Below are 11,981 nucleotides of genomic sequence, written 5' to 3'. Positions count from 1 at the left end.
ACCTTCCTTGCACTTTTTTACTTGTGCACCCCAACCATCACAATTCTTCCTCTTTCCAAATCTGCCTCTAGTTCATACGCATAGTGACTATCAATACCAAGAGACGTAAACATAGAGTATAATTCTCGATCCCTTGGACGGAAGAAGTTCTCAATGGTCTCACCGAACCCCAACTCCATTAAGCTCATATCACCTGTTTCCGTCCAATGCGTCAGGTTCTCTGACCGATTTTCATTAAGTGCAAATAAGTAAATGAGTTCCCGTGAGTAGCCCTCTTGAATCCATTCCTCTATGACTCTTGCTGCCTGAAGCCCATTTTCAACAACCTGTACCTTCATCATTATCACCTCTATTAGGAAAAAAGGTCCGCATGTATATTCCTAGTTTTGTTGTCTCCGAAACGAAAGGGTTTTAAACCTAAAACTTTTCTTTATAATGAAAGTGATACTTAATTTTAAGGGAGTTTTATAAAGATGAAACCGCAACTTGGGGAAAAGTGGACAGAACTTCTAAAGGAAGAATGGGAAAAGCCATATTTTAAAGAGCTTATCGCTTTTTTGGATGAAGAGTACAAAACGGAAACCATATATCCCAAAAAGGAAGATGTTTTTCGAGCACTTCAACTAACAGATTATAACGATGTTAAAATCGTGATTCTTGGGCAAGACCCCTATCATGGACCTAATCAAGCACATGGTTTAAGTTTTTCTGTTAACATAGGAGAAAAGATTCCTCCTTCACTACGGAACATTTATAAGGAACTTCAAACTGACTTAGGACTAAAAAGTCCTAGTCATGGTTGTCTAGTGAAATGGGCAAAAGAAGGGGTTCTACTATTAAATACGGTACTCACTGTGAGAGATGGATGTGCCCACTCCCACAAAGGGAAGGGCTGGGAAGTCTTTACTGACCAAATTATTCAATTACTAAATAAGAGGGAAAAGCCAGTCATTTTTATTTTATGGGGAAAACCCGCACAGGCGAAAAGAGTGCAAATTGATGAAAGTCGACATGTATGCCTGATGTCACCGCATCCCAGTCCATTGTCAGCTTCAAAAGGATTCGTTGGGAGTAGTCCCTTTTCCAAGGCAAATCATATATTAAAGAAATGGAATGTTACTGAAGTCGACTGGCACATACCAGACAAATAGAAACCCGAATAGGAAGAGGGATATAGATGCTTTATAACTTGATATGGTCGTTTATCATACACTTGATTTTATCAGGGGTTGCTTTAACTGCTTTTTTATACAGTGACAATAAAGGGAGGCTTTTTGCCCTCATTTTCCTAGTCCTACTTTCAGCTGCTTACTTGATTGCCGGAAAACTAGTAAAAATGAGAGTGGACTCCTTTAATAAGAAAAGAATGCTTCTGTCAGTTTCTGCACCAGCCCTAATGGCATTATCGTTATTACTTTCGATTACGATGGCACCAGGTCCAATGGGGATGAACTTTCTATACTACATCTTTTTCAACCCGTTTACGTGGTTAATTGCTCTATCACTAGATGTTGATCCAGGCTCATCTGTTTTCTTCTGGACATGGCCAATCCCTACATTGCTACTTTGGATCGGGTTAATCTGGAAAAAGAAAATGAGCATGAAATAGATTTGGAGAGTTCATCATGACTGAGAAAAGAATGAATTGTATACAATGTCAACATTTCTATGTAACGTGGGACCCGAAGTTTCCTAGAGGTTGCAGGGCATATGGATTTAAAACAAAACAACTTCCTTCATTAGAAGTTTTTCGGGCTTCTGGGACGAGATGTTTAAAGTATAAGAAAAAAGGAACATCCTAGTTATAAAAGGTTGATCCTAGAATGATGATCATTTTTGAATTTTTTAATTATGCGCTTAACAGCCCCGGAGAGGTGACATTATGACTATTTCTCAACAAACCGTATTTACTAAAATGGAAGATTGTTTACGGCAGGCAAAATCTAGCATGGACTCCCGTCAAGCTAGAGAGCATATTCGTGCCTTACATGCTTTATGTGAACTACTACTAGATAATCAACAGGAGGGAGAGCCAGTCGCTCAACCTCTAAAAGAATCAATCCATCCATCTCCTTCCCTTCAAACGGTGTCTACGAATACGAAAAAAGTAGTGACAGAAGATGGAGCCAATGGAGATTCTATTTTTGACTTTTAATGGAGGATGTAACAAATGAAAATATTTTTATTTCTCGCAGCTTTAAACGGCTTTTTAGCAGTGGCATTAGGAGCGTTTGGAGCTCATGGACTAGAAGGTAAAATCCCAGATAAGTATTTGGAAACATGGAAAACAGGTGTAACCTACCAGATGTTCCATGCGGGTGGGTTAATTGCAGTAGCACTTCTTATTGCCAAATCAGGTGCTTCAGCTTCGTTAACTTGGGCTGGCTGGTTATTTTTTATTGGAATTCTTCTATTCTCTGGAAGTCTTTACATACTTAGTGTGACCCAAATCAAAGTATTAGGAGCGATTACTCCTCTAGGTGGAGTAGCCTTTTTAATAGGGTGGGTCCTTCTTATGATTTATGCTCTTAAACTTTCGTAACAAAGAAAAACTCGCCATTTGGCGAGTTTTTTTATCTTGGTGAATAGGTAACCATATTTCCACCTGGAGCCCCAAATGGATACTCATATTCAAGTTCTTCATCAAATGTAGCATAATCCATGAATAGAAGCGGTAATAAGTAACGAGTCCCGGATTGTGGATCGCTTAAAATTAAGTGATCACGCCCAGCTGCTTCAATGACTCCTTTAAAGACTTTCGAACGCCATTGATCACTGTTTTCAAAGGTAAAATAAGCAGTCACTATTTTCCCTTTGTTCAACCTTAAAATGTTTTCAATATAGGATTGTTCCACCGGCAACATACCTGGTACTTGAGGACCGGTATATGGGGTAGTACTCATTGCTGGTGGTTGTTGCCCTGCTTGTTGCATGGCATTTTGTTGTGGTTGTTGCTGTCCTTGATAAGGGTAACCACCATACGATTGATATGGATTAGACTGGCGTGGAGCTGCTCCACTATACGGATAATATGGATAGCTGTAATTTTGAGACAATGTAATCCCTCCCTGAATTTTTTAACATACAGTTGGACATCTGAACGACTTGGTGCATAGAAACAGTGGGACTTATATCTTCCAGTGTTCCACTGGTTATACCCTGGAGATGGACATTTACTCACTAATTCATATGTATGAGAAAACTGGGAAAATATGAGTTATAAAATAAGTTAAGGGGCAAAAAAAAGAAGAGGGCTCTCCCTCTTCTTGAATGACAATACTTGATTAGTATTCATTAACGTGAAAAATTTGTTTGATACGACTTTCGCTAGCTATAGTTCCAACGAAGAACGTACCGAATTCACCAAAACGCGCACTTACTTCATCAAATCGCATCTCATAGACAAGCTTTTTAAATTGAAGGACATCATCGGCAAATAGGGTTACACCCCACTCGTAATCATCAAAACCGACAGAACCCGTAATAATTTGTTTTACTTTTCCTGCATACTGACGGCCAATCATGCCATGGCTTTTCATCATTGAACGGCGATCTTCCATCGGAAGCATATACCAGTTATCTTCTCCATTTCGACGCTTGTCCATTGGGTAGAAACAGATATACTCTGTTTTTGGAAGAACTGGATATAGTCTAGCTCGGATATGAGGATTCTCATATGGATCTTCTTCAGAAGGTAAATAGTTTCCTAACTCAACGACTGAAACATATGAATAAGTTGGGATTAGGAACTCTGCTAATTTTGTTTTATTAAATTCAGTCTCTAAATCATTTAATTCTTTCATAGTAGGACGAAGAAGCATAATCATTAGATCAGCTTTTTGGCCAACAACAGAATACACGGCATGACTACCTTGTCCATTAGCCTCTGTATCAGACCATTTCTCCATTAAATGAAAGAACTCAGAAAGAGCCGCTTCTCTCTCGTCACTGGATAAAGACTTCCAAGCTGTCCAGTCCACTGAGCGTAAGTCATGAAGGCTGTACCAACCATCTAAAGTTAGTGCTGGTTCACTCATTATATTCACTCCTATTAATATGTAATTAATTTCTTAAGTCTCACTATATCATAGTTTATCCATATTCTTGTATGGATAACATTTGAACATTTTAAGGCTATGTATGGGTTTAGAATATTGTTAAAAATAGAAATATAAGATTTAGAAAAACAATCGGCGGCTTTTAGATTGAAAATAGCCTCAATTGGAGTATCCTAAGTAGTGATACAGGTGCAAAGAAAACGGAAGATAGAACCGTTTATTATACATAAGGAGGTAAACCATGTCCGACTTATTTACAGGATTAAAAACAAAGATTGAAGGAAAAAACTTAAAAATTGTGTTTCCAGAAGGGACAGACGAAAGAATTCTACAGGCGGCATCAAGACTCTCTTCAGAAAAGATAGTAACCCCCATTTTACTTGGGAAACCGTCTGACATTGAAGCAAAAGCTAAGGAAGTAGCTGTATCTTTAGAGGGAATTGAAATGATAGACCCTTCTAATTATGCGGAAATCGATACATTAGTAGCTTCCTTTGTCGAACGTAGAAGAGGAAAAGTCGACGAAGAAGGAGCTCGTAAAATTCTTCAAGATGTTAACTATTTTGGAACCATGCTTGTGTATACGAAAAAAGCCGATGGTCTCGTTAGTGGAGCTGCTCATTCTACTGCTGATACCGTGAGACCCGCCCTCCAAATTATTAAAACAAAAGAGGGAGTTCGCAAAACATCAGGTGCCTTCGTCATGGTTAGAGAAGACGAGAAGTACGTATTTGCTGACTGTGCGATAACGATTTCACCGGATGCACAAGATTTAGCTGAAATTGCAGTGGAAAGTGCCAAAACAGCTAAAATGTTTGATATAGACCCGAAAGTAGCCATGCTAAGCTTTTCAACAAAGGGTTCAGCGAAATCTCCAGAAACAGAAAAAGTTATTGAAGCTGTATCAATTGCAAAAGAAATGGACCCGTCTCTTGTATTAGATGGAGAATTTCAATTTGACGCTGCCTTTGTACCATCTGTAGCTACTAAAAAAGCACCTGGCTCTGCCATACAAGGGGATGGTAATGTATTTGTCTTCCCAAGCTTGGAGGCCGGAAATATCGGATATAAAATTGCGCAGCGCCTTGGTAATTTTGAAGCTGTGGGTCCCATCCTACAGGGACTAAATGCACCAGTGAATGATTTATCCCGTGGTTGCAATGATGAAGATGTCTATAAACTAGCCATTATCACAGCTGCCCAAGCACTATAAAGAAGTAAGGAAATATCGTAAGAGTCTTGCTATAATAGACAAGGCTCTTATTGATATTAATTTTTAGAAAAATTCTGGGAGAGAAAGTCTAATGAAACCGAATCTTTTACAACAACCCGTATGGCGAATCATCGACCACTCCAATCTAGGCCCTAACTTTCATGCGTTGGAATCCTTTGCAACAGACGATACACTTTGCACTTCTGTTGGTAAAGGTGAATCACCAGCTGTTGCAAGAGCATGGATTCATCATCGTACGGTTGTATTGGGGATTCAAGACACCAAACTACCCTTTCTCAATGAAGGAATAGAGTGGCTAAAAGAACAACAATATCAATATTTAGTCAGGACCTCAGGAGGGCTGGCTGTTTTACTAGATGAAGGTGTTCTCAATCTCTCTCTTATTCTCCCAGAAACTGAAAATAAAATAGATATTAACCTTGGCTATGAAACCATGGTTGAATTGGTAAAAGAAATGTACAGCGAAGCAAGGAATGTAATAGAGGCTAAAGAAATTAGCCAATCTTATTGTCCCGGTAGCTTTGACTTAAGTATAAATGATAAAAAATTCGCAGGGATCTCACAGCGAAGAATTCGGAACGGAGTAGCTGTTCAAATCTATCTATGTGTGACTGGCTCAGGTTCAGAGCGTGCAGCTTTTATACGAGAGTTCTATAATCGTTCTAAGAAAAGTGAAGAAACAAAATATACGTATCCAGTTATCGATCCGAATGTGATGGCGTCGTTATCAGAGTTACTAGGGAAGCCATTGACCATTCAGGATGCAATGTTCCGGTTCCTAAAGACTTTGAAGGAGAAGGGGAACCACATTTACTCAGAACCCATCACACCAGAAGAATGGCCTTTATACGAAGCGAACTTAGAACGTTTAAGGGATAGGAACGGGAAGTTTTTGGATAGTTTTGGGTAGGTGTCGTGATTTTGATGGCGGGAGTAGGCACCGGATTCGTTTGAGGGTGGCCGTGATGGCGAAACGGACACAGAATCCGTTATATGGGTAAAATACTGGAATTTAGCGGGTTTCGCGGACAGAGGTTCCGTTATTTGCCTGAAATCATAGTGGAAATGGTCAAAAAACAGTGAATAACGGAACGTCAGTCCTTTTAGTTAAAGAAAAGCCGGCTTTTTCATAAAATAGTGGACTCAGTGTCCGCTTAAGGGTGCCGGGAATGACGAAGCGGACACAGGATCCGTTATTTTACCTAAATCATATAGAAATCTATCAATAAGAAAAGCCCGCAAAGCTAATGCTTTGCGGGCTTCTCTTTATTTTAAGACGAGTGTGTTGCCATACTCCCTAATCCCTGGCAGATATATTTCTAATTATTCGCTAGAAGCGATTTATTCTGCTAGTTTTTCTAGATTACCATTTCGGTCCATTTTGAATTTAGTATTAGAGCGTTCTTCTTCATCAAATGCAACAAACTTCCTAGCACGATTCATGATTTTCATGAGCGTCTCATAATCTTCTTGCATCGTATTAGAGTCCTGTTCAAGAGTAGCTACTCTCTTCTTTAATTCTTCATTTTGTTTTCTGGCATCTGCTAGCTCACGCTTAAGTCTTTCATTCTCACTTCTCAATATTTCAGATTGAAAGTTGGTAGATTTCAGTCGTTGTAAGTAATGAATAACAGCATCTAAATTTTGAGGAGAGCCTGATCCAGTTGGAGCATAAGTATAGCTTTGTGTTTTAGGCTGAAGCTCTTGGCTCATTTCCTCATTGGCTGTAAGAGAATCATTAGTCGTAAGTGATTCAGTTTCCTCAGCCTGAGTAAATTCTTGACTCATTTCTGGACTTTCTACAAAAGTACTAGATTCATCCATATCTTCGAGAAAATCTAAAGATGGTGCTGGTGGCTGATAGAGTAGCTTCTTTTTGCCAGCGTGTTCTTTTCCTAGTAATCTCTGGCGTTGCTTTCTTTGTTTCTTTGCTAGTTGAAGTGCCTTTTCATATCGGTGACGTACCACAGCATTCCAGCGGAAGCCACAAGCAGCGGAAGTTCTATTAAGCTTGTCACCTACTTCTTCAAAAGCATTTAATTGAGTACTACCTTCGCGAACATGACGTAGGACCGTTTCTGCTAATAGAAGATCGTTCTCGTCTGTCCATGCATCTTGACGTGTTTTCATATCGTCTCAACTCCCTAATTTTCATAAGAACTTTTCTAGTTAAAGCATGGACAGATTTTCAAAAGTTTATACCAAAATTTTTCAAAAGGATGATAGTTTTGATGAAAAGGTTAGATTTTGTGATGTTTTATGCTGGGAAGTATCTAATAAGGAATGGTTGAACTATCTAGAGTAGGGAGGAAAATATTAAACAAGCACTGAGCAGCCCGTATACACGTAGACTCCTGCGGGACCAGTGACCAGAGTGAGACCCCGCAGCGAAGCGAGGAGGCTCACGGGGAGCCCGCGGAAAGCGAAGTGTATACGGGCTGCGGGTATTAGATATCAAATTGAAAGACTAGGGCAGTATAAAAATATCGAAAAAATTTTTTTTATTGCGTTGAACATTGGTGCGTACGTATTTTCCATTTATTAGGTCCAAAATGAAGATGCGCGGCAAATTGAAAATCGCTATAATAAAAACATGCTAGTTAGGAAGAGGGTAAATAATGGCATATTCGAATGAAAAACTGAGTGAAGAAAAGGTTTTTAAAGACCCTGTTCATCGCTACGTACATGTTAAAGATCGTGTCATTTGGGATTTAATAGGTACTTCTGAATTTCAAAGACTTCGTAGAATAAAACAACTTGGGACAACCTATTTGACATTCCATGGTGCCGAGCACAGTCGTTTTAATCACTCGCTCGGTGTATACGAAATTGTCAGACGGATTGTAGATGATGTATTTGATGGTAGACCAGAGTGGAATCAAGAAGAAAGACTGCTAACCCTATGTGCAGCTCTTTTACATGATTTAGGGCATGGTCCTTTTTCACATTCTTTTGAGAAGGTATTTGACCTAGATCATGAAGAATTTACACAGGCTATCATTTTAGGCGATACAGAAGTAAATAAAGTGTTAACTAGAGTAGATAAAGGGTTCCCTAAACAAGTGGCAGAGGTCATTGCCAAGACATCAGAAAACAAGCTGGTGGTAAGCTTAATCTCCAGCCAGATCGATGCGGATCGTATGGATTACCTCCAAAGAGATGCCTATTTCACAGGTGTAAGCTATGGTCACTTTGATATGGAACGAATTCTGAGAGTCATGAGACCGCGTGAAGATCAAGTGGTTATCAAACAGAGTGGAATGCATGCTGTAGAAGACTACATAATGAGCCGATATCAAATGTACTGGCAAGTGTATTTTCACCCAGTTACCCGAAGTGCAGAGGTTATTTTAACGAAAGTACTTCATCGAGCAAAGGATTTATATGAAGAGGGTTATCAGTTTAAATATGCACCTCATCATTTCTTGTCTCTTTTCCAACATAAGGTAGCGCTAGAAGACTATCTAAAATTGGATGAAGCTGTTATGCTTTATTACTTCCAAATGTGGCAGGAAGAAGAGGATCCGATTTTAAAAGACCTATGTCGTCGCTTCATGGATCGGAATTTATTTAAGTACGTAGAATTCGACCCAGCTAAGGAATATAAGAAGCAATACGAATTGATGACTCTGTTCAGTAAAGCGGGGATAGACCCAGAATATTACTTAGTCGTAGATTCTTCATCAGACCTTCCGTACGATTTCTATCGTCCAGGAGAAGAAGAAGAAAGACTCCCTATTCACCTTCTAATGAAAAACGGTGAACTACGTGAATTATCAAGACAATCGGATATCGTAGATGCGATTTCTGGAAAGAGACGGACAGACCATAAACTGTACTTCCCTGCAGATGTCCTATACGATGAATCATCCAAAAAATCAACTAAAAAACAAATTCGAACACTATTGGATTTGGAGTAAGAGACACCACGAAGCTTCAGAAAAGCTTTCAAATCTACTCGATGGGACACGGGGACAGGTTCCTTGTCCCACAATCGAACAACTGAACGGATAAGAGATAAAGTAATAAACGGAGTAGGAGATGAAGGGCTTTGTTAAAGGAACATGCTAAATTATTAGGAGCGATTGCAGCTTCAGGAGAAATTACGGGTAGAAAGAAATTACAAAAGATGATTTTCATCGCAAAAAAGATTTCTTTTCCATTCCAAGAAAAGTTTCAATTTCACTTTTACGGTCCTTATTCAGAGGAGCTTACATTACGAATTGAAGAGCTTTGTAATATGAGTTTCTTAGACGAGGTCAAGGAGAAAAAGGGTGGATATTTTCAATATAGATACTCCTTAACGGATTCAGGGAGAGAATTTTTAGACCACTTCCAATCGGATGACGATACTTTAAAGGTCTGCTTGGAAGATATGAACCTGCAGAGTGCTCGATTTCTTGAGTTAGTATCAACGGTGCTTTACTTTGATTCGCTTCCCCGAGAAGAAGTAGAAGAGAAGGTATTTACATTAAAGAGCAAGCAGAAATATACAAAAGAAGAAATTGAGGAAGCCTATCAATATATTGAAAAGCTAAAATCAAATATTCAGTAATCCGAGTTACCGCCATAATACATTATTTTATTCATAGACTAAGATAAAAAAGAGGACAGCAACTGCTGCCCTCTTTTTCAAATGACATTACAAAAATGCGGCTACAATCGCAATAACCGGGATGGCATTCACTAGTCCAAGACTTAATAAAAAGGTAGTAGACAACTGTTGTTTTAAAACAGGGTTATCCTCAACTTGAAGTTGAGCATCACGATAGCGAACGAAATTCATCACAAAATTAAATAAAACACTTCCCCCAACAACGGCAATGAGGATAACGGGGTTTAATTGCGCATCGTCTATGTTCATAAATCCAAGTACAAGTAGAATAATAGGTAGCGTCTCAACTAAAGCTACATAAATCATCAATTTGCTTTGAATTTTTGTTAAAGAAATTTTCCCTTCCGCTATTTGTGCAAAGGCGTTTCTTACAGCAAACGAAATACCGAAGGATGCAAGAACGGCCGCGAGCATAAAGTAATATAGTGGATCCAATCTATTCAACTCCTAGTATAGTTTCTTTTTTTTCTATCCTGAGTGTACAGAAAATGCGAAATTCTGTAAATGAAATTTCATTTCCAAGTGAGTCTTATTTTCATTTCAGTAGAGGATTTTGTATACTAAGAAAAGTGGAAGTGATAGGCATTGAACTATCACAGGAATGAGGTGTCGGCTTTTGTTCTTTCAAGAGTTAAGTATGACCTATATTATATACCTTGCTTTATCCTTAGCTATTGCCTTTTCGGTGCATGAATTTGCACATGCTTATTCAGCTTACCGTTTTGGAGATAATACTGCTGCGAGGCAGGGGAGATTAACATTAAATCCAATCAAACATTTAGATCCTATTGGAACCATTCTCTTTTTTATTGTAGGATTCGGGTGGGCAAGACCGGTTCCCGTTAACCGTTTCAATTTTAAAAACCCCCGTTTAGCAGGAATTATTGTTTCGGTACTTGGTCCGATTAGTAATTTACTGTTAGCTGTTCTTGGGACTATTTTAATTTATCTTCTCTTTTACTTAGATCTAACTTCTGATTACTTCTATACGTTCTCAGAGTTTTTACATTTCTTTGTTCGCATTAACATATTGCTCTTTGTCTTTAACTTAATTCCCCTTCCGCCATTGGACGGATATCGAATTGTCGAAGATCTACTACCGTATAGTGTAAGACCGACGCTAGTAAAATTAGAGCCGTATGGATCCATTATTTTCTTAATTCTCATCTTTATAGATCCGCTTTACGATGTGACCATAGGAGTCATACTAGGGGATTGGGTGCCAGGTATTGAATCGGCGCTACATCAGTTTTTTATAGACCTCTTTATTTTGCGGTAAATAAGTTAAAAATTCTGAAGGAGGTACATCACGAATTATGGATAAAAATGAAAAGAAACCAATACAATTTAACATTATTAAAAGTGACCCAACCGATGGCCATAAAGGCTTCAAAATGGGTGCCTTTAGTTTAGATAACGTATCACCAGTCATCATAGATGTCGAAGAAAAAACAGCTTCAGTCGAGATTGGCGCCATGCATGCGAGAAGTCCAGTCGAAAAAGGAATTAAGTTCCTGAAAGATAAAAGTGAGGTTCCAAACGGAAAGCAATATTGGCTCGTTTGGGTAACCATTGATCGTAAAGAAGAAGGTCTATACTTCCGTGGGGTCACAGCCTGTGAAATGACTGTAGATCGCTCCATAAGAAGAGGATACAAGTCATTACCGGATCATGTTAATAAGATGGACAAATCACTAAAAGGTCATATTATGGTCAATCATATGGATGAAGAATCAAAATCCGTTTTAGGGAATTTCTTAAAGAGTCATGACCCAGAAATGTGGGACCGCTCGGAAGAAAAGTTAAAAAAAGATTTAAATATGGAATAAATATGTACAAATATGTGTCAGTTTCTTGAACAAAAAGAGTTCTGACTTGCTCCTTATAGGAAAAATTATGTACACTTATCCTAGCAATGCACTTGCTATAAAGCTAGGACATGAAAAACCCCAGGGCGGCACCCCTGGGGTTTTTCTTTGTGCGCCCAGCATGGGTGCAATCTATAGGGTGCAAGTCCCGAACTGTGAAGGCAGAAGTAGCAGTAGCTTAACGCAAGGGTGTCCGTGGTGACGCG

General features: G+C 38.9%; 15 protein-coding genes. 10 read left to right on the top strand and 5 right to left on the bottom strand.

Annotated features, from left to right (window positions below):
• Window positions 1-17 precede the first annotated feature (17 nt).
• Window positions 18-341, bottom strand: a complete 324-nt coding sequence (locus ABDZ91_RS16900) for a general stress protein (protein WP_343801408.1) — start codon at window positions 339-341, stop codon at window positions 18-20.
• Between the two features lie 132 nt (window positions 342-473).
• Here ABDZ91_RS16900 and ABDZ91_RS16895 point away from each other — a divergent pair, with 132 nt between their 5' ends.
• From ABDZ91_RS16895 to ABDZ91_RS16880, 4 genes are all read left to right on the top strand, one after another.
• The gene (locus ABDZ91_RS16895) at window positions 474-1,151 is read left to right on the top strand and encodes a uracil-DNA glycosylase (RefSeq protein WP_343801405.1); all 678 of its coding nucleotides are present in this window, start codon (window positions 474-476) and stop codon (window positions 1,149-1,151) included.
• Between the two features lie 26 nt (window positions 1,152-1,177).
• Entirely contained in the window at window positions 1,178-1,609 is a 432-nt protein-coding gene (locus ABDZ91_RS16890; RefSeq protein ID WP_343801402.1) for a hypothetical protein, read from the top strand.
• A gap of 273 nt (window positions 1,610-1,882) precedes the next feature.
• On the top strand, window positions 1,883-2,155 hold the full coding sequence (locus ABDZ91_RS16885) for a YwdI family protein (RefSeq protein WP_343801399.1): 273 nt from the start codon (window positions 1,883-1,885) through the stop codon (window positions 2,153-2,155).
• 15 nt (window positions 2,156-2,170) lie between these two features.
• Window positions 2,171-2,542: a DUF423 domain-containing protein gene (locus ABDZ91_RS16880; protein ID WP_343801396.1), complete on the top strand. Its 372-nt coding sequence runs from the start codon at window positions 2,171-2,173 to the stop codon at window positions 2,540-2,542.
• A 31-nt stretch (window positions 2,543-2,573) separates the two neighbouring features.
• Here the strand turns inward: ABDZ91_RS16880 and gerQ are convergent, their stop codons facing one another.
• Together gerQ and hemQ are read right to left on the bottom strand one after the other, a co-directional pair.
• Window positions 2,574-3,056 (bottom strand): spore coat protein GerQ, encoded by a 483-nt coding sequence (gene gerQ, locus ABDZ91_RS16875; protein ID WP_343801393.1) that lies wholly within the window; start codon window positions 3,054-3,056, stop codon window positions 2,574-2,576.
• A gap of 228 nt (window positions 3,057-3,284) precedes the next feature.
• Window positions 3,285-4,037, bottom strand: a complete 753-nt coding sequence (hemQ, locus tag ABDZ91_RS16870) for a hydrogen peroxide-dependent heme synthase (protein WP_343801390.1) — start codon at window positions 4,035-4,037, stop codon at window positions 3,285-3,287.
• A gap of 262 nt (window positions 4,038-4,299) precedes the next feature.
• On the opposite strand from hemQ, the gene pta reads away from it, so the two are divergent.
• Window positions 4,300-5,271, top strand: a complete 972-nt coding sequence (gene pta / locus ABDZ91_RS16865) for a phosphate acetyltransferase (protein WP_343801387.1) — start codon at window positions 4,300-4,302, stop codon at window positions 5,269-5,271.
• Between the two features lie 91 nt (window positions 5,272-5,362).
• On the top strand, window positions 5,363-6,202 hold the full coding sequence (gene lipL, locus ABDZ91_RS16860) for an octanoyl-[GcvH]:protein N-octanoyltransferase (protein ID WP_343801384.1): 840 nt from the start codon (window positions 5,363-5,365) through the stop codon (window positions 6,200-6,202).
• A 431-nt stretch (window positions 6,203-6,633) separates the two neighbouring features.
• Here the strand turns inward: lipL and ABDZ91_RS16855 are convergent, their stop codons facing one another.
• Window positions 6,634-7,422, bottom strand: coding sequence for an RsfA family transcriptional regulator (locus tag ABDZ91_RS16855; protein WP_343801381.1), 789 nt, complete (start codon window positions 7,420-7,422; stop codon window positions 6,634-6,636).
• Between the two features lie 488 nt (window positions 7,423-7,910).
• Here ABDZ91_RS16855 and ABDZ91_RS16850 point away from each other — a divergent pair, with 488 nt between their 5' ends.
• Window positions 7,911-9,212 carry an HD domain-containing protein gene (locus ABDZ91_RS16850; RefSeq protein ID WP_343801378.1) on the top strand — a complete coding sequence of 434 codons (1,302 nt, stop codon included), beginning with the start codon at window positions 7,911-7,913 and terminating at the stop codon, window positions 9,210-9,212.
• Window positions 9,213-9,343: 131 nt separating this feature from the next.
• Window positions 9,344-9,847, top strand: a complete 504-nt coding sequence (locus ABDZ91_RS16845; RefSeq protein WP_343801375.1) for a YwgA family protein — start codon at window positions 9,344-9,346, stop codon at window positions 9,845-9,847.
• A gap of 87 nt (window positions 9,848-9,934) precedes the next feature.
• On the opposite strand, the gene ABDZ91_RS16840 is transcribed toward ABDZ91_RS16845, so the two are convergent.
• Complete coding sequence (locus tag ABDZ91_RS16840; RefSeq protein WP_343801372.1) at window positions 9,935-10,342, bottom strand: hypothetical protein; 408 nt, start codon at window positions 10,340-10,342, stop codon at window positions 9,935-9,937.
• A 202-nt stretch (window positions 10,343-10,544) separates the two neighbouring features.
• On the opposite strand from ABDZ91_RS16840, the gene ABDZ91_RS16835 reads away from it, so the two are divergent.
• Entirely contained in the window at window positions 10,545-11,186 is a 642-nt protein-coding gene (locus ABDZ91_RS16835; RefSeq protein ID WP_343801607.1) for a site-2 protease family protein, read from the top strand.
• Window positions 11,187-11,223: 37 nt separating this feature from the next.
• On the top strand, window positions 11,224-11,736 hold the full coding sequence (locus ABDZ91_RS16830; protein ID WP_343801369.1) for a YwhD family protein: 513 nt from the start codon (window positions 11,224-11,226) through the stop codon (window positions 11,734-11,736).
• The last annotated feature ends 245 nt before the right edge of the window (window positions 11,737-11,981 follow it).

This window comes from Bacillus carboniphilus, assembly GCF_039522365.1.
Lineage (GTDB): Bacteria > Bacillota > Bacilli > Bacillales > JC228 > Bacillus_BF > Bacillus_BF carboniphilus.
Note: the sequence above shows the minus strand (reverse complement) of the source record. Positions and strands in the feature narration are given on the sequence as shown.